This window comes from Candidatus Sericytochromatia bacterium (assembly GCA_035285325.1).
GTDB lineage: Bacteria > Cyanobacteriota > Sericytochromatia > S15B-MN24 > JAQBPE01 > JAYKJB01.
This window is the reverse complement of record JAYKJB010000067.1, coordinates 40,615-57,505: the sequence shown is the minus strand read 5'-3', so window position 1 is coordinate 57,505 and position 16,891 is coordinate 40,615. Positions and strand designations below refer to the sequence as shown.

At 67.1% G+C, this 16,891-nt stretch carries 14 protein-coding genes and 1 tRNA gene; 9 read left to right on the top strand and 6 right to left on the bottom strand.

Annotation, left to right across the window (positions count from 1 at the left end):
* Positions 1-11: 11 nt before the first annotated feature.
* Positions 12-761 (top strand): hypothetical protein, encoded by a 750-nt coding sequence (locus VKP62_09675; GenBank protein ID MEB3197458.1) that lies wholly within the window; start codon positions 12-14, stop codon positions 759-761.
* Between the two features lie 31 nt (positions 762-792).
* Here the strand turns inward: VKP62_09675 and VKP62_09670 are convergent, their stop codons facing one another.
* Both VKP62_09670 and VKP62_09665 read right to left on the bottom strand, forming a co-directional pair.
* The gene (locus VKP62_09670) at positions 793-1,722 is read right to left on the bottom strand and encodes a GNAT family N-acetyltransferase (protein MEB3197457.1); all 930 of its coding nucleotides are present in this window, start codon (positions 1,720-1,722) and stop codon (positions 793-795) included.
* Positions 1,722-3,338, bottom strand: coding sequence for a hypothetical protein (locus VKP62_09665; protein ID MEB3197456.1), 1,617 nt, complete (start codon positions 3,336-3,338; stop codon positions 1,722-1,724). Before VKP62_09665 ends, VKP62_09670 begins: the two co-directional genes overlap by 1 nt.
* A 222-nt stretch (positions 3,339-3,560) precedes the next feature.
* Here VKP62_09665 and VKP62_09660 point away from each other — a divergent pair, with 222 nt between their 5' ends.
* The 5 genes from VKP62_09660 (at position 3,561) to VKP62_09640 (ending at position 6,811) form a co-directional block, all read left to right on the top strand.
* Positions 3,561-3,956, top strand: coding sequence for a hypothetical protein (locus VKP62_09660; protein MEB3197455.1), 396 nt, complete (start codon positions 3,561-3,563; stop codon positions 3,954-3,956).
* Positions 3,957-4,050: 94 nt separating this feature from the next.
* Positions 4,051-4,845: a hypothetical protein gene (locus tag VKP62_09655; protein MEB3197454.1), complete on the top strand. Its 795-nt coding sequence runs from the start codon at positions 4,051-4,053 to the stop codon at positions 4,843-4,845.
* A gap of 259 nt (positions 4,846-5,104) precedes the next feature.
* Positions 5,105-6,187, top strand: a complete 1,083-nt coding sequence (locus VKP62_09650; protein ID MEB3197453.1) for a carboxypeptidase-like regulatory domain-containing protein — start codon at positions 5,105-5,107, stop codon at positions 6,185-6,187.
* A 156-nt stretch (positions 6,188-6,343) separates the two neighbouring features.
* Entirely contained in the window at positions 6,344-6,568 is a 225-nt protein-coding gene (locus VKP62_09645) for a hypothetical protein (GenBank protein MEB3197452.1), read from the top strand.
* A 170-nt stretch (positions 6,569-6,738) separates the two neighbouring features.
* Positions 6,739-6,811: transfer RNA gene (locus VKP62_09640), tRNA-Phe, on the top strand.
* Positions 6,812-6,972: 161 nt separating this feature from the next.
* Here the strand turns inward: VKP62_09640 and VKP62_09635 are convergent.
* Both VKP62_09635 and VKP62_09630 read right to left on the bottom strand, forming a co-directional pair.
* Positions 6,973-8,181: a Spy/CpxP family protein refolding chaperone gene (locus VKP62_09635; GenBank protein ID MEB3197451.1), complete on the bottom strand. Its 1,209-nt coding sequence runs from the start codon at positions 8,179-8,181 to the stop codon at positions 6,973-6,975.
* 191 nt (positions 8,182-8,372) lie between these two features.
* Positions 8,373-8,822 (bottom strand): hypothetical protein, encoded by a 450-nt coding sequence (locus VKP62_09630; protein ID MEB3197450.1) that lies wholly within the window; start codon positions 8,820-8,822, stop codon positions 8,373-8,375.
* 334 nt (positions 8,823-9,156) lie between these two features.
* On the opposite strand from VKP62_09630, the gene VKP62_09625 reads away from it, so the two are divergent.
* Both VKP62_09625 and VKP62_09620 read left to right on the top strand, forming a co-directional pair.
* A complete protein-coding gene (locus VKP62_09625) occupies positions 9,157-10,980 on the top strand; it encodes a hypothetical protein (protein MEB3197449.1) in 1,824 nt (607 codons plus the stop codon).
* A gap of 82 nt (positions 10,981-11,062) precedes the next feature.
* A complete protein-coding gene (locus VKP62_09620) occupies positions 11,063-14,215 on the top strand; it encodes a BTAD domain-containing putative transcriptional regulator (protein ID MEB3197448.1) in 3,153 nt (1,050 codons plus the stop codon).
* Between the two features lie 106 nt (positions 14,216-14,321).
* Here the strand turns inward: VKP62_09620 and VKP62_09615 are convergent, their stop codons facing one another.
* Positions 14,322-15,614, bottom strand: a complete 1,293-nt coding sequence (locus VKP62_09615) for a mechanosensitive ion channel family protein (GenBank protein ID MEB3197447.1) — start codon at positions 15,612-15,614, stop codon at positions 14,322-14,324.
* Positions 15,615-15,780: 166 nt separating this feature from the next.
* Here VKP62_09615 and VKP62_09610 point away from each other — a divergent pair, with 166 nt between their 5' ends.
* Positions 15,781-15,984: a heavy metal-associated domain-containing protein gene (locus tag VKP62_09610; protein ID MEB3197446.1), complete on the top strand. Its 204-nt coding sequence runs from the start codon at positions 15,781-15,783 to the stop codon at positions 15,982-15,984.
* Between the two features lie 8 nt (positions 15,985-15,992).
* On the opposite strand, the gene VKP62_09605 is transcribed toward VKP62_09610, so the two are convergent.
* A complete protein-coding gene (locus tag VKP62_09605; GenBank protein MEB3197445.1) occupies positions 15,993-16,871 on the bottom strand; it encodes a CBS domain-containing protein in 879 nt (292 codons plus the stop codon).
* Positions 16,872-16,891 lie beyond the last annotated feature (20 nt).

Genomic DNA, 16,891 nt, shown 5'->3' with positions numbered 1-16,891 from the left:
AGGATCTGGAGATGCCAAGGAAGTTGACACCGGAGGAACTGGCCTCTTGGCAAGACTTGGCTCGCAGTTATCACAAGGCCCAGATGCAACTGGCCAAGCAGCGCGATGACTATCAAACGCTGTTGGCGGGGACGGAGGCAGCCCTCTCCGAGCGCAACCTGACGCCTCAATCGGCCACCATCCTGCGCCTCCAGCGTCGGCTGCTGATGGTTGCCTTGGAGAACCTGGCGGCCTTTCCTCTCGATTCCAATCTTTACGAACCCCCGGTTGCCACCAAAACCGCTCAGTACGAGGCCAATGACCTCGAAATCAAACTTCGTACGATCGAGCTCGATATGCATACCTTCAGGGCACTGCGTGCTTGGGTGAAAGCGGGCCTGGAGGGCAAGCAAAGCCGTGCACCAGCATCCTGGTCTGCCCAGCAGCAAGTCTGGCTGGCAGACCCTCAAAGACGTTCAGCCTGGGAGCGATTTGTGACGGACGTGGGAACACTCGAGGAAGAACTGCGGCAGTCTGAGACCCGCTTGACGGAGCTGTCGAACACCCAAGATGGAGCCACTCGCTTGACCCTCCTCAAGGCCCTCAAGGTGCCGCATCTCTCGGGTCTGGCCTATCGGGTCCACACCGCCCTGAAACTCATTCCAGAGGGCGTGGAGGCCCTCAGTTTGGCGAAACAGTCCCTGTTTCCCGGCCAAGCTCACACGCCGACCCAGCGCCTCGAATCCGAGCGGTCCCGCAGCGGATTCAATTCAACAGGCTGACGCTTGCCGCGCCCCCGGGGGGCGCACAAACTCAGCTCCTCGGCTCCCAGCAGATCAGACGCCAACCTGGCTCGCACAACTGCATACCGGCCTCGGCCATGACGCGCAACTGGGCGAAATGGGTCTCGCGAGTCCAGGCCGTGACCCCCGGTGCCCGTTCGAGCGCAGCGCGACAAGCCGCCTGCCAGCCCCGATGTCCGAAGCCACGACCGCGACAGGCCGGAACCGTCCAGGCCCCCTCTAGCGACACCCAATCCGTCGTCTGGTGACCCATCTCTACCTGGTAAACCACTTGCCCATCAACCTCCAGCACCCACACTCGCTCCTTCAGGAGAAGGTTGGCGAGGTGCTCCAAGGTTCCATCGGTCCGCATACTGCCAGCAGGCAAGCCGTGTTCCTCTTCCCGCATCGCAGCCCCCCGGTCAAACACCTCGGCCAGTTCACCCGGCTGCGCCGGCCTGAAGGCGGGATCGATGGCACCCGACCGCCCCCCGTCACGCCCCAAGGTCAACACCTGCATGGGCTCATCTCGCGTCACACGCCCCGGCAGTTGCCGCAAGGTGGACAGCGCATAGGCCACAAATGGGGTTTCTCCAAACAGGGCCGGTACCTCGGGCAGTGCGCAATCCAGAAAGCCAAGCACCTGCGGCCAGGCCGCCATGTCGGGCGCAAAAACCTCCACCGCGCCGCGTGCGAGCAAGATGGCCAAGGGTTCCTCCCGTTGATCCTCAAGCACCCAGAACCCCAACGAAGCGGCATCCTGCCCCATTTCCATGGCATCCTGCAATCTGCTCTCGAACAAGAGGCTCAGGCGTGATTGCAGAACCTGCGGGGCGCAGCGAGGCTGACGTTTCAACCAGCGCGCCAGCCGAGGCGCATCACCCGTCTCAACGCTTCGCCAACCCAAGTCTTGCAGCAAGGCCAATCGCGGATCCGGGGGATGGGGCAAGGGTGTTTCCATCAAAGCCTTCCTGCTTCACCTTCCGCAGAAGCTGTTTCCGCCGGCTGCGGTTCCTCCCCTCCGATGCACCACGCCGTGAAATCGCGGGCTACGAGCATCGACTCGAGTTCTGAAGCGTGTTTCAACACGTTGAGCAACGGTCCATGGGAGATTTTTCCGATGGCTTGAACGAGGATCGAGGCATCACTCCAGGCTGCCTCCGGATATCGGCGACGGATCAGGCGAACCAGTACGACCGTGAAGGCGGCCACGTTCAGGGCCATTCGCAGACTGTATCGTTCCAGAAACTGTTTGGAGAAGACGATGCTTCTGCACAGGTAAGTAAGGACGTCCTCCGTTTCGGGGTCATCCGGCGCCAGTTCCAGTGGCCCCTCCCTCAGGTCCATCATGAGCGACGCAATCAGTTCGACCACGCCAAGACGCGTGGAGAGGGCGACTGGATGGGTGGGGTCTGCCACGGACTCCAGTTCCGACCAATCTGCCTGCTTCCCCACATCCAGCGCACTGAGGTAAAGACACGCGAGCCACAGGCGCCGCTCAATCTTCAGATCGCGACGGGCCAACACCTCGAGCACGAATGCCTCTGCCTCGCGATAGGCGTCCCAGTCGTCCTTTCCTCCTTCTTCCAGCCGAAAGGGGGGGCTTAAGGCCTCCGGGAAGAGCGCCATCCGGCCGTGGATGTCATCCACTCGCGAAGCGAGGGGCGGCCCCAGACGCGTTCGTGCGCTCCCACAGATCATGGAAGCCGTGATGGCAGCCCCCTCAGGGGTGAAGGTCCAGCGGACGGGATATTGCGAACAGACGGGAAATGCGGCGCGCCCCAGGTAAGCATGGATACGACAGTGGCGATTCTCATCGAGGAATCGGCAGGTCTCTCCCACGGGCTTGAGTTGGAGGCGACCATCCTCCCGCACGGGCAGCAGCGTACCTTTGAGGGGAGGATGCACGTGCTCCCAGGGAATCGCATCGATCAGGGCCTGGCCCCCTGCCTCGACTTCCACGCCGAACAGGATGTCACAACAAGTCCCCGAGCCGTGACAGCTGAACTGGGCCTCTGGCAGAGCCATCAATGCGGGCGTGGGATGGCCATACAGGCGGTGCCAGGACAGGTCCAACCAGGTGCGCGGAGCACCCAGGCCGCGTGACAAGGCATAAGGGTAATCGGCGATCGCCTGGGCACGACCCGCTTCGAAATTCCAAGTCTGAGGATGATCGGCCAGCGTCAACCACGCCAGCCCCCAGAGTCCCTCGTGAGATTCGAACCCCACTCCAATCGCCAGCGAACGCCCGCTGGTGATTTCCTGGGCGTCGAACCAGGTGACCGCTCGCTCCTCGCCATCCTGGACACCCCCCGCCAGGCGCACCTGCTCAAAAATCGGCGCGAAGCGGCCCTCCCCGGCCAGCTCCCGATCGTCGGCTTGCTGAGCGAGCGCCAGACCGTAGGAATCCGCGTCCATCTCACAGGCCGGAACCACCTTGCCCCCCCAGGAGAGCATGGCGCGCGGGTGATACAACGCCAAGGTCGCCAGGCCGCCGCGGTTGTGATAAGCGAAGCCGAGAAACGCCTGAAAGAGCGTCTCGAAGCGAGCAGCCAGATCGTCGGACAGAAGTGCCAAGGGCCGCCTCATTTTGTTGCAGACGTGGGGGGCGTTTGCCTTGTTCCCTGCTCATTTTGTGGCTAAACCCCGCTGAAATCTGGTCTCAAGGCATCAGCCACGAGACCTCACCAGCCAAGATTGAAGAAAACGTGATGTTTTCGTAAAGACACGTCAGTTTTTGCGCTCCCGCGGGACAATTCGATCATCCCAGGGCCGAATGGTTCGCCGGAGGAAGACGGAATGGCACTCTTACCCCTCAACCCAGCGGCCAAAAATGCCCCATCCGGCGCGATCGAGGTGGACGCCCCCCTGGCGCAAGGCCCGGTTTCGAGGGCAACGAAGCGCTTCACGGACGCCTGGACGGCTCAAGCAAAGCAGAACGTGGCCGAAGAAGCGCCAATCCCGTGGTATTCAGCCACCCTGCGGGCCGTGAGCGAACTGGTGGAAGGCCTGCTGCAGTGTTTTGGTGTTGCGGCCTGCTTGGAACAGATGCGCGAGCACGAGAAGGGACGACGCCGGCGAGACGCCAAAGTGGCCCTGGAGGCGCGCCAAGCGGCTGCGCATCATCAGGCGAATCAACACGCCAAGCTCGTCCAGGAACGCTCGCACGAGGCCCTTCGCGAACGTCGGGCCTGACGCTGTCTCGACATTCTTACTGTTTATTTTGCCTCGAATTAAGAAAGACCCGACGCCAGACGCGCGATAATCTTCGCGAAAGGATCGTCGCCGCATGACCCCGTTGGTCACCACCATCGCCAACCTTTCCAATCAGGGCAGGCTGTCCTGGTTGACTGCGCGCGGCGGCATACCTCAGGCGGTCCCCCCCTTGGCCGTGTCGCTCGTGCCTGCTGGTGCAGCGGTCACCCAATCCCAGAGGGACATGCTTCAGCTTTCGCCAGGCCTGACGGCGTCGCGGCCAAGCGCTGGCTACCCCTCCACCTCGGACTGGCCCTCCCGGGCTTACACCCCACCGCCACCGCCGCCCGCGCCCCTGGCCATCGTGGCGCCTGCCGCGCCGCTGCCACCACCGCCACCGCCGCCGCCACCGATTCGCCCGCTCAACCCAGCGCCGCCGCCCTTGCCTCCGGCGCCGCCCGCGCCGGTCGTGATCCCGCCCTTCAGGCCGGTGGTGCAGCCTGTCAGCCTCATCCCGGCAGCACCACCGGCCCCGGCCCCCGCCCCCCCCAAGGCCGATGCCACAGTGGCCGCGCAGGAGATCCGCATCCGCTTCTGGGACGAGATCGAGGAAGACGGCGATCGCATCCAGATCCTGCTGAATGGCCAGCCGGTTCCAGGCCTGGAAAACGTCCGCCTGACCAATGAAGGCACGATCGCCAAACTGCGCTTGCAACCCGGCAACAACGTGATCACGGTGGTGGCGCTCGACATCGGCAGCAAGGGGGCTTGCACGTCCGGCATCGCGATCCTGGATGGCGTCGTGGTGGCGGGGCGCGCCCAGAGCCGGACGGACGAGATGGAAGTCGGACAGCGCAGCCAGCTCGAAATTGCCTGGAACGGCCGCTGACGCAGTTCCGAGCGTCGGCCTCTGTCTCGTCGCAACGCTGATCGCAAGCAGCGTCGCCGGCCCTGACGACCCTCGGCTGGGCCATTCACGGAGCTTCCACGCCTCCGAATCATCCACGGCGAGCGCCGTCGGTGGGCGGCAGGCCTGATTTTTGATTTTTTAACCTAAATTCTGTCTGTTTTTAAGTCGGTTTTGCCCGCGAGCGGCGATAACTTCTGCAGGTGTCAATGGAGTGTTCTGTGTGAATGAGGTTCTCCGCATGTTGAGCAAACAGTCGCTTGCAGCCCTTCTGGTCAGCGCCGTGATCGCGGGGTGCGGCGGCGGAGCAGCCAATCAGGCGGCCCTGCCAGGCGATGGCACCTACGATGACACCATCCTGCCGGCGAATGACGGCACTCAGGACTTCGCGCCCGGTTCCGCGCTCAACCCGAGTCCCAGCGACCCGATCGGGCTGCCGAGCACGCCCCCCGTGGCCAGCGGCGCCATCCCGGGTACCGGCACCATGACCCCGCAACCGAACGCCCAAGGCTTCACCCTGCGCGGGCTGGTGAGTGATCTGGAAGGACGCCCCCTCGCCAAGGCCAAGGTCTCGATCGGCCCTCAGACGACGCTCACCAATGCTGAAGGCACGTTTGAGTTCACGGGCATCATGGATTCGCAGATCTGGGTTGACGTCACGGCGGACGGCTTCAAGGCCATCTCGCGCCACAACGTGGTGTTCTCCAGCGAGAAGCCACTGGCCGACAAGGAATTCAAGCTCAGCCGGGAGACGGCTGGCGGCACTGGCGAGAGCGGCAGCGGCCCGCGGCTGCGCCACGAGGGGACCTTCGGGGGCCCGGCCTTCAAGTCGGTGGCATCCCTGACGGTCTACGGCAATCGCGTCTATGTGCTGGGCGTGATCGACAAGAAATTCTGGTTCGACCGCGCGGCCGTGGTGGTGTACAACGCCGCCACCGGGGACGAGCTGAGTCGGATCGGCGATTCGGTCTTCAGCAAAATGCCGAAAGCAGCCTCCAGCCTGGCGATCGAAGCGGGGCAGGTGGTCGTGGCCGATGGCACGAACCGCTACACCTTCAATGAAAACGGGACCTTCGTGAAAAAGGCGCCCGGCAGTTCCTTCGCGCTCCCTGAACGTATCAAGGACGAAAGCCGGGACCTGCGCTACACGATTAGCGCGGCCAACAAGGTCAAGCTGGAAGGCGACGGTCTGGACGTCAACCTGGAACTCGAGAACGTCAACCAGGCCAGGGCGATCGCCCTGGGGAATCAGGGCAACCTGCTGGTGCTGGATGGCAGCAGCCGGACGGTCCACCAGTTCAGCCTGACGACCTCGGGCAAGTAGCCCCACGGCCTGACCTATCCCGCCCGTCGAAGGACGAGCGTCACCATCGCACCAAGCGGGCGCCTCAAGTTGCGCCCGCGTGATGCCGAAAATTGCCCCAGGCGAGGGTGCGCCGGCAAGGAGGCCGGTGCCCGCCGTTGTCCGGAGGGCCGGCCCTTGATCCGCTTCGGGTTCTATTTTTTGCGCGACAAGCTGATCGTATTCGACCTGTCGATCGACGTGTTCGGCGATCGCCCGATCTTCGTGGCGGCCCTATCGGAAAACCCGGCCATCCAGTTCCGCGCCATGCGGGCCGAAACGGCCATCGAACGTCTGAAGAACCACCTCGATCAACACGGCTGGGACACCCTGCCGGCAGCAGCACCGCGGCTGGCCAGCTGAGCGGAGACTCGGGGCTGTCCGCTTCGCCGGGCACTCCGGGTCCGGACCCAGCAAGGGCGAGAAGCCCCTGCTGCTCCGCCGGCGAGAGCGGTCGCCGGAGGGTGACGCGCGGACGCGCGCTGACCCTTGCCGGTAACCGGAACCTGCTGCTACAATCGTGACTCAGCTGAGGCCAGATAGCTCAGTTGGTAGAGCATGCGACTGAAAATTGCAGTGTCGGCAGTTCGATTCTGCCTCTGGCCACTCTCTCCAAACGCCCTTCCCTGACGGGTTGGGCGTTTGATGCGTTAAGGGCGTGCAGAACGGGCCCCTTGCCGATCTCTCAAGGCAGGTCCCCAGCCCGCAAAGGCTCGCCCCCGCGGTGGCGGGAGCGAGCCTGGCATGCGTTCAGGAAACGCGGACGATCAGCCTTGCGTAGCGGTGGACTCAGCCGGCGCGGCGGGCGGCATCCGGCGACCGTCGTGGTGAGGTCCCCTGGCACCACCCTTGCCATGCGCCTTCATCCCGGCAGGGCCCATCACGTCAGGACCGCCGGGCATCTTCATGCCATGCGGTTTCGGACCACCCGGACCCCTCATACCAGGCATCTTCGGGCCGCCAGGGCCCATCGCGGGGGCGGCGAACAGCTGTCCCCGCTGCTCGGCCGACAGGCTGGTGGCCAGCTTGACCAATGCGTCCACCGGGAAGGCGGGAGGCGTCCGGGGTGCTGGACGAGCGGCCGCGAGCCCGCTGGCGTCGCCGGTCTTCCAGAAGGTGATCAGGGCGGCACGATGCGCCTCGTGGTCGGCCTTCCGCTTGTCGAAGTCAGGCGCCGGGTGCGCGGCGGCTTTGGCCGTCTCGAACGCTAGCAGGGCCGCCTTTTGCTCGGCGTTCAGGTTGAGTGTCTGCGCCAGCGCATCCACCCGCTGAGCCGGGTCTGGGCGCTCGGGCGCCTTCCCCTGCGGGGGGGCGGGGCGATCGCCTTGAGGCGGCGCCGCTTCAAGCCGGGCCACCAGGGTGTTGATCTGCTCAGCCGTCAGCACCGCTCGCACAGCCGTCAAGGTCTTCTCGTGCTGGTCTGCGTGGTCGGGCGGGGCCGGGGGCGCCTGGTTCAGGGCTGCCTTGAGGGCCTCGACATCCAAGGTCTGCGCGGTCAGCAGGGCCTGCACTTGCTGGCCCGGATGTTCCGGCCGCTTGGCAGGATCGGGGGTGGGATGGGCGGCCCGCTCGCTCTCGGCGATCGCCTTCAACTGCGCTTGCTGGGATTCCGTCAGGTTCATCGCTTCGAACCCGGGGAAGAAGCCCTTCGGCCCGTGTTCACCGCCGCGTGGGCCCTCAGGACCGTGACCTTCCCGCGCGAAACCGTCCCGTCCTCCAGGACCCTTGGCCCCACGCGGTCCAGCGCCGCGCATCCCGTTCTTCGCGGCCTCGCCCGGGGCGCCCTTGAGCATCCGATCACCAGCAAATTCCTGACCGACCACCTGGGCCGCGTCCGTGGAGACAGTGGCCCGGCGCACCTGGAGCACCGCATCCAGGCCCAGCGTCGAGGCATCGAACAGGGCCGTGCTGCCACAACCGGGCAACACGCTGAGGGTAAGGGCCAAACCGATGGCCTTGCACAAGCGGGTCGTCATGAAGGTGCTCCTCGTCTCGGTCGCGCGGGTGAACCGTCGCTGGGGGTAGCCGCCTCGGGCAGAACCTTTCCTGCGGCGACCCTCTCATCTTATATCCCACCAACGAGCGCCAAGATGCGCCAGTTCTCGCAATGCGCCGTAGGCATTTTCGCGTAGTGGAGGACCTGCGCGTCCGAAGCAAGGGCCAGAAATCAGTCGGTCACCAGCGACACCAGCCTGGCCAGCCCATAAGCCCCCAGAGCGGCACCGGCCAGACCTGCCCCCGCCACCACGGCCCCACTGGTGGCGCCCAGCGTCAGGGCGCCGATGGCCAGCGCCCCGCCGCCCGCCATGGAACCAAAACTCGCGGCCAAGGTGTGACGCCCGATCACCGTTTCTCGCAGCGCGGGCCCGGCCATCACGAGGGCCGCCGCGCCAGCGACCGTGCCGGCCACCACGGCGAGTCCGGGGTGAACGCGCAACAGCACCGAGGCCGAGGTGCCCGCGACGGTGCCGACCACGCTTCCCAGCGCCGCATCCGAGAGGGCCAGGTGGTCGCCGCTCGCCGGCGTGCCGCCGCCGCCCGGCGACGAGGCGGCCCAGGCCTGCTGAGGCGCCGGACGCTGAATCGGGCTGGCGGGAGAAATCGACGGGACGGGCATGGGGCTGGCTCCTCTCAACACGCAACCCCGCGGCGGGGTCCTGGATCGGGTTGTGGGGCCCCGTGCCAACACCGGCCCAACAGAAAGTGGTTGAATTGCCAAAACCTGGCTTAAGGCCGCCCCGCCGGGCACGGATGAGCAGGCGCGTTCACCGCGAGATTCGCTCGTCTGAGCGGCCGGCGGTGCTGCCGGGGAGCCGGACGATCGCCCTCAAGATTTCCTGACACGATTTTGCTTGCTTTTAACCCTCACACGCCGCGTTGTTGGAGCCACCCGGGAAGATAGTTCTGTAGGGAGCCCCTTGCGCTCTCCGTTCAACGGGGAACCTTCACCCATGACCCAAGCGAGCCGTCTCTGTCTGGCCCTGCTGTTGCCGCTCACCGCCAGCGCCTGTCACGGGCCGGCGCTGACGCCGACGCGCCCGCCAGCGTCGCGGCCCCCCCAGCCTGCGACGAACGGGACGCCGCTCGCGGGCGGAGCCGTCAAGCCCGTCGCGGCCAGCCAGGCCCCTGCTCAGACGCCGAGCACGGCGGCGGCCTTGCTGGCTCCGCTGCCGGGGGCCAGCACGCGCCTGGCCGGCTCGGTGGTGCTGGACGCCAGCTACATGGCCGCGACCGAGGCCGGCACGGCGATCGCCCTCGGGGCTCGTTCGGTCCTCGCCGCCGGCCGCGACCTGGCGATCGTGGACAGCAACGGCGTGGTCAGCAAAACCCGCTTCACCCAGGCCGATGGCAGCACCGTGGTCAGCAAGACCCGCCTGCTGAACCCGGACGGCACCCCCGTGGTCAGCAAGACGCGAATTCTCGGCCCGAATGGCGAGGAGATTCGCGCCGAGGCCCACCTGCTGGACCAGGCCGGGCAACCGATCGCGCTGGCGCAAGGCAACCTGATCGGCGACCAGGGCGGGGCCCTGATCGGCGACCAGGGTGGATCGTTGATCAGCAATGGCGGCGCCGGGTTGATCAGCAACGGGGGCGCGGGCCTGATCAGCAACGCGGGGGGCGGCCTGACCGGCAAGGTGAAATATCGCCTGGCCGACGCCTCGGAAGGGGGCGTCCAGGTGCTCAGCGGCGAGCGGGGACCTGGCTTCGGCACCTTGCTGCCGGCCGCGGGCATGCGCGTCGCCGTGCGCTCGCTGCGGACGGGCCAGCTATTGCCCATCGGGCAAGATCCCAGCGGCAAACCAGTCTATTCGATCTACACCAACCTGTCGGGCGGTTACGAGTTCCATCTGCCCCCGGAGGAAGCCGGCAATGTCATGGTGCTGGCCGAAGTGCCCCAGGTGGCGGACGCGCGCACCCGGTATGGCCTGCTGACGCCGGTGCAGGCCCAGGACGCGGCGGTGGTGGACGAGGACACCGCCCTGATGACCCGCTTCGTCCGCGAGGTCTTCGCCGCGCGGCTGGCCGCCGTGCTGACCACACCGCCCGCCCAGATCACCTGCCTGTTCCAGACGGGAGACGGCCTGCCTGCGCCCCTGGTGACGCCCCTGACCCAGATGATCGAGGAGATCCACGGCGCCGGCCAGGCAGCCGGCGTCACGGCAGACCCGGCCCGCGCCACCGCGGTGGCGGTGCTGGCGCATCGGATGGCCGATACGGTCCTGGCGCCGATCGACCTGGCTGGCATCGTGATTCCGACCCCGGCCGTGGAAGGCAAAACCTCCCCCAATACCAGCGGGCGCCCCGCCCTGACGGTCCTGCTCGAGGTCTTGAAAGAAGGACGAACGGCTGCCACCTCCAAACTGGAAGCCCAACCCACCCTGTTCGACGAGCTGCCCTTCTTCCGTGCGGCCAACGCCTGCGAACCGGGTCGATACAGCATCCGCAAGGCAGCCGACGTGGGGGCTTTCCTGCTGGCCGAGTACATCGCCAACAACAGCGACCCCGGGCTGCTGCGCGCCAGCGAGGTGTTTGCCGCCATCGGCATGCCCACCGCAGAATTCGGCCATGCTTATGCCTCCTCCCGTCTGACGCGGGCCATGGACGCGATCTTGATGCGGTTGCTGCTCAGCTATAACGGCAACAAGGAGGCCGTCAGGCAGGTGATCGCTGGCTACGATGCGGCGGCACCCGCCCCCGTCTTCGAACTGCCCCTCACCTTCCGCAGCCCGTGTCCGCGCCCGACCGCCAGTGGCACGCTGTCGCCCTGCCGCTGACGCCTGACGGGGCGAAGGCTCCTGGACCTGCCTGTCCAGTCCAGGGGGCGCGCCCAGGCTGCCTGGGTACAACCATGGCGTCATGGTCGACTGGATTCTACAGGGCAAGATCACCCGGCCCGCCCGAGCGCCTGGCTTTCTGTCCCGCGCCTTGTGGCCGGAGCAGGGGCTGCCCCCCGTCACCCTCTTGCTGGCCGGGCCGGGCCACGGCAAGAGCCAGGCCCTGATCTCCCAAGCCGAGCTGGCCGAAGCCCTGGGCTACACCTGTGCCTGGTTGACGGCCGACGCCCTGGATGCGGATCCGCGCAACGTGTTTCTGCACCTGCTGGCGGCCGTGCGACAGCACGTGCCAAGCTTCGGCCAGGAAACGCAAGCCCTGCTGGGCAACCCCCAGCTCGACCCGCGCGTCCTCTGGCAGGTCGCGTTGCGGGAATGGGCCGCCTACAATGCCCAACCGGGCGTGATCCTGTTCATCGACGACGCCCACCACCTGCACAACCACGCCCCTGAACTGCTGCGCGGCTTGGCCTTCCATTTCGACAAGCTGCCGGCGGGCGTACACGTGATGATCGCCTCGCGGGTCCGCTTCAGCGCCCCGCTGGAGCGCCTGATCGGCCAGGGCCATCTGCGCGAACTCGGACCTAACGAGCTGCGTTTTTCCGAGCGAGAAGCCACCAAAATCTGGCATGCGCTTCGCCGGGAGCCGCTACCCGACGACTTTGCCGACAGTGTCCGGATGTACGAGGGCTGGCCGGCCGGCGTGAGCTACGTGGTTTCACGCGCCACGCCCACGCCTGGCACCGTGCGCGGAACCGGCCCGCTGAAGCTGGCCGCCGGCGAGGGCCCCCGCGTGAGCAGCGCCCAGTTGCTGCGCTACATCGCCGAGGAGATGCTCGGGGCGCAGCCGGCGCGGCTGCAGGCGTTCATGCTGCGGGCGGCCCTGCTGCTCGCGATCACCCCCGCGGCCTGCGAGGCGGCCTGCGAGCTTCCCGACGTGCTCGCGAGCCTGGAAGAACTGGTCGATGCCCACCTGCTCGAACGCCAGGCAGATGCGCTGTATCGCTTCCCCAGTTACCTGCGCGACTTCCTGACCGGCGAGGCCGTGCGTCGCCTGTCGCCGGAAGATCTGCGCGGCCTGCACGCGCGGGCCGGGCGCCACTACCTGGCACGCCACAAGGCCGAGCTGGCCTTTCCGCACCTGATCGAGGGACACGCCTGGCAGGAGGCGATCGAAGTGCTTTGCCGGGAGGCCCCCGCGCTGCTGGCGCGGGGTGCCCAGGCCACCCTGCAACGCTGGCTGACCGCCTTTCCGGCTCAGCTCCCCCAAGCCGCCTGGGTCGCGTTTTACTGGGGAAGATTGGCCTGGCGGGCGGGCGAGAGTGGCCGCGCGGTGGCGCACTGGCAAGACGCCCTGGCGGGTTTTCGCGCCGAGGGCGCGCAGGCGGGAGCCACCAAGGCGCTGGTGCGGCTCTACACCGCCGCCATCACCCAGGAGGACCCGGCCGCGGCGCGCTGGCGCGACGAACTGGAGGCGGCGATCGCCCTGAGCGCAGCCGCCGAGGATCGGGCCGACCTGCATCTGGCCGATGCCCTGGCCGCGGACCAGCGGGGCGATCTCGACGGCTGGCAGGCGGCCAACGAGGCGGTGCTGGCCATGCCCGTGGCGGCCCACGTCGAGATGGCCCAGTGCGCCTGCATCGCGCACATGAACCTGTTCACCCTGATGCTCAACCGGGGCAACTTCCCGCGGGCACGCCTGCATGTGGAGGCCATGCAAGGCCTTGCGGGGGACTGGAACTTTCAACCCGAAGCGCTCTATGGACGCATCTTGCGGGCCCACCTCGACGTGCTGGGCGACGACATGGACGCCGCCGGTGGCACCCTGCGCGGGCTGGCTGAAAGCTGGGAGGACGCCCTCGACTGGCACGACCGGGCCGGGGCGCTTTACGTGCTCGGTGGTTATTACCTGGCTCAGGGCGAATGGCGGCTGGCGGAGGAACACCTGCAGCGCGCCGCGCTTCGTTTCGAACAGGCTGGATTTCCCCTCGGCAAAAAGCTCCCGCTCGAACGCCTGGCCTGGCTGGCCCTTCAGCGCGAGCGCCCGGCGGACGCGCTCGCCTTGCTCCCGGCCCCGGGCGAACTCGACCGCAGCAGCGTCCACGATCTGGCCCTGCGCCTGACGCGGGCCCGGGCGCTGAGCCTGAGCGGTGACCACCAGGCGGCCCAGACGGAACTGACGGCGATCGCCCGGGATGCGGAAGCGGTGCGCGCGCCCTTGCCCCAGGTCAAGGCCCTGCTGTACGCGGCCGCCACCCAGTCTCGCGCGGGGCAAACCAGCGACGCGCAGACGGCGTTGACCACGGCACAAGCCCTGATCGACCGCCACGGCTTTGAATTCTTGCGACGCCAGGACGCCCTGCTGTGGCGGGATCTGAACCCGCCTGCGCCCACCCACGTGGCGGTCACGCCCGCCGCCGGGCGCCTGAAGGTGATGCTGTTCGGTGGCTTCGAGGTGCGGCTCGACGACATCTTGCTGCAGAGCTGGCCCCGCCGGAAGGCCAAGGTCGTGCTGGCGGCGCTGGCCTTGACGCCACGGGGGCTGCCCGCGGCCAGCCTAGCCAGCCTGATCGAAGACCAGAATCCGCGCCTCGCGGGGGTGCAGATGTGCATCACCGCCCTGCGCCGGAGTCTCGAAGCGGACCTCGAAGACGGAGCCCGCTCTGCCTTCGTGAAATTCGAAGACGACCGCTATGTATTGCCGCCTGCGCAGCTCCAGCACTGCGACGTGCATGCCTTCAGCCTCGCCTTGCAGGCGGGGCTGCGAGCCCGAGACAGCCAGCCGGACGATGCGGTCGTGAGCCTGCAAGAGGCGTTGACGCTGTACCGCGGCGGCCTGCTGGATGAGCCTTTCTTCGAACCGTACTTCGAGGCCGAACGCGAGGGCTATCGGCGCCAGGCCATCCAGGCGCTGCAATGGATGCATGAGCGTCTCGTCTACACCGGCGATGAGAGCGAGGCCCGTCAGTGTCTGGAGCGCGCGATCGCGATCGCGCCTTGCGATGACGACGTTGTGATGCTGGCCCTGAAATACCATGCCCTGCGACGGGCGCCGGAGCGCGTGCGCACGACCTACTGGGACCACCGCAAGGAACTGAATCGCCGTCTGAGCCTGACCCCCTCCGGCGACGTGGAGCAGGCCTACAAGGACGCCCTGGCGCTATCCGGCGCCGGTTGAGTCGACACGAACGAACCGCGGCGTGGCGCGCCCCCGATGGCCAGCCATCGCCGGCACGGCTTCCCGCCGACGGGACGATGCGCATCCAGGCCAGGTGAGGCCAGCTTCACAACGCCGCATCCCGGCGTGGGGCCTGGAGGTCTGAGCCGCTGGGCTGCTGGAACAGACGCAATTCGAATTCGGGGACGATCGCCAGAATGTGGTCGAAGATGTCCGACTGCACGCGTTCGAAATCCTTCAGGGCCGTCTCGTTGGCGTAAGCGTAAATTTGCAGCCCCACCCCGTGGGGAGTGGGCTCCATCTGTCGCACCACCAGGGTCGCGCTGGCGTCAATCTGCGGGTGGCGCTTGAGGTATTCCCGGATGTAAGCCCGCAGGGTGCCGATGTTGGTGAGATGGCGACCATTGGCCAGAATGTCGGCATGGTCCTCGGGCCAGTTGGCGGCGTTCCAGGTCTCGATCTCCTGCTGCTTCTCCCGGATGTAGTCCTCCAGCAGGAAGAAGCGTCCGAAGCGCTCGATTTCCTCGGGCTGCAGGAAACGCACCGTGCCCATGTCGAGGTAGATCGTGCGCAGGATCTGGCGATGGCCACTGTCGAACATGCCGCGCCAGTTGGTGAAGGCGTGATCAAGGAATTTATGGGCCGGAATGGCCGTGATGGTGCGGTCCCAGTTTTGCACCCGCACCGCGTTCAGGGCGATGTCGATCACCTCGCCATCGGCGTTGAATTGCGGCATCTGGATCCAATCCCCCACGCGCACCAGGTCGTTGTTGACCATCTGCACGCCCGCCACGAACGACAGCAGGGTGTCCCGGAAGATCAGCAGGAACAGCGCCGTCAGGGCCCCCAGGCCGCTCAGGAAGTACCAGGGGCTGCGGTCTGCCAGCGCCGAGACGGCCAGGTACACCGCCGACAGGTACAGCAGCAGCTTGCTGATCTGGACGTAGCCCTTGATCGGGGTGCCGCGCCCCATCGGATGGTGCTGATAGATCGCGTGCGCCGCGTCGGTGGCGGCCCCCAGCGTCCGGGCCGTCACGATCGCCAGCCAGGCCAGCGTGAAGCGTTGCAGCCAGTCGATCACCGGCGGGGTCAGGGTCGGGACCAGCAACACGCCGCGATTGACCAGCAACACGGGAAAAATCCAGACCAGGCGCTGCACCACGCGGTGGGCCACGATCGTGTCCAGCCACCAGCTGGGCAGGTGACGGCTGACCAAGCGACCGAGGGCGCTCTTGAAGAGCGCCAGGCTCTGCATCAGCAGCCCGGCGACCCCCAGCAGCCAGACCAGCGCCCAGAGCGCCTCGGCTGGCGGCAACGGCGGCAAGGCCAGCATGGTCGGCAGGGTCGCGCGAATGGTGTCGGGCACCAGCCAGTCGAGCAGCGTTTGCCGCGCGTTCACAGCCCCCCTCTCCCAACGGGAAAGGCAGCAGGCCAGCGGCGTGTGGGTCGGTCGGGCATCGCCCCCATTGTACCCACCCGTCGGGACCTGCCGCCGGCTCCTCCCGTGACGCCGCCGGGTGCGCCAGCGCCCGATGCGCTACCATGGGGAGCGGGAGGATGCCACCATGACACTCGAATTGACCATCACGGGGATGAGCTGCGATCACTGCGTCCGCGCCGTGACGGCGGCCCTGAGCGCCGTTCCGGGCGTGGAACGCGTCACGGTGTCGCTGACCGACGGGCGGGCGCAGGTGGAGGGCCAGGCAGACCTGCCGCGCCTGCTGGCGGCCGTGGAGGAGGAAGGCTACGTGGCCACCGCCACGGCCTGAACGAGCGCTCAACGCCCGAGCGGGCTTGGCTGAGCGAGGCGATTCAGGGTGTGCACCGCGGCAGGGGCCAGCTGCCGCGCCATGTCATCGAGTGAGAGCACCCCCACCACGGCGGTCCCGTCCATCACGACCACGCGACGCACGTGGTGCTGCGTCATCAAGCGAGCGGCCTCCTCGATCGGCATGCGGGGCGTCACCCAGACCGGCTCCCGGCTGCAGACATCCCCAGCCTGCGGCGATACCCCCTCGCGCGGCTCGGCCAGCACGCGCAGCACCAGATCCCGATCGGTCAACACCCCCACCAGGCGCCCTTCCGAGAGCACGGGCAAGAAGCCGATTTGGCGGTCGCGCATGAGGCGAGCCACCTCCGACACCGGCGTCTCGGTCGTGACACAGAGGGGCTGGGGCTGCATGTAACCGAGCACCGGGGCTTCTCCGTCCGTGGCGAAGACGTCTTGCGGATGGCGCACGACGAAGACCGCCCCGCCGTGGCGATGCACCAGGGCATCCGACACGCTGCCCAGAAACAGGCGGCCCAATGGGCCCCGGCCGTGGCTGCCGACAATGATCAGGTCCGGCTTGAGTTCCTCGGCCAGGCTCAGCAGTTCAGCCGCCGGGTCGCCCTCTCGCAGGACCCCCTGCGCCTCGATGCCGGCACTCTTGAGGGCCGCCAGCGCGGCATCCAGATCACGTTGCGCCGCCTCCCGCATGTCCCGGTAAATCCCGGGATGCGGTCCCCCGTAGGCCAACGGATCGTCGACGACCGCAATCAGGGGCGCCACCGTCGCCACGGTCACGTCGGATTGGCCCAGCGGCAGCAATCGCATCGACTCTTCCAGGGCGTGCCAGGCCGTGGCAGACCCATCCATACCGATCAGCAGACGCATGCCTCGGGCTCCTTTTCTCG

Excerpts from the sequence above, each read along its gene's own strand:
- VKP62_09675 (MEB3197458.1), top strand. The coding sequence starts at position 12 with ATGCCAAGGAAGTTGACACCGGAGGAACTGGCCTCTTGGCAAGACTTG.
- VKP62_09670 (MEB3197457.1), bottom strand. The coding sequence starts at position 1,722 with ATGGAAACACCCTTGCCCCATCCCCCGGATCCGCGATTGGCCTTGCTG.
- VKP62_09660 (MEB3197455.1), top strand. The coding sequence starts at position 3,561 with ATGGCACTCTTACCCCTCAACCCAGCGGCCAAAAATGCCCCATCCGGC.
- VKP62_09655 (MEB3197454.1), top strand. The coding sequence starts at position 4,051 with ATGACCCCGTTGGTCACCACCATCGCCAACCTTTCCAATCAGGGCAGG.
- VKP62_09650 (MEB3197453.1), top strand. The coding sequence starts at position 5,105 with ATGTTGAGCAAACAGTCGCTTGCAGCCCTTCTGGTCAGCGCCGTGATC.
- VKP62_09635 (MEB3197451.1), bottom strand. The coding sequence starts at position 8,181 with ATGACGACCCGCTTGTGCAAGGCCATCGGTTTGGCCCTTACCCTCAGC.
- VKP62_09630 (MEB3197450.1), bottom strand. The coding sequence starts at position 8,822 with ATGCCCGTCCCGTCGATTTCTCCCGCCAGCCCGATTCAGCGTCCGGCG.
- VKP62_09625 (MEB3197449.1), top strand. The coding sequence starts at position 9,157 with ATGACCCAAGCGAGCCGTCTCTGTCTGGCCCTGCTGTTGCCGCTCACC.
- VKP62_09620 (MEB3197448.1), top strand. The coding sequence starts at position 11,063 with ATGGTCGACTGGATTCTACAGGGCAAGATCACCCGGCCCGCCCGAGCG.
- VKP62_09610 (MEB3197446.1), top strand. The coding sequence starts at position 15,781 with ATGACACTCGAATTGACCATCACGGGGATGAGCTGCGATCACTGCGTC.
- VKP62_09605 (MEB3197445.1), bottom strand. The coding sequence starts at position 16,871 with ATGCGTCTGCTGATCGGTATGGATGGGTCTGCCACGGCCTGGCACGCC.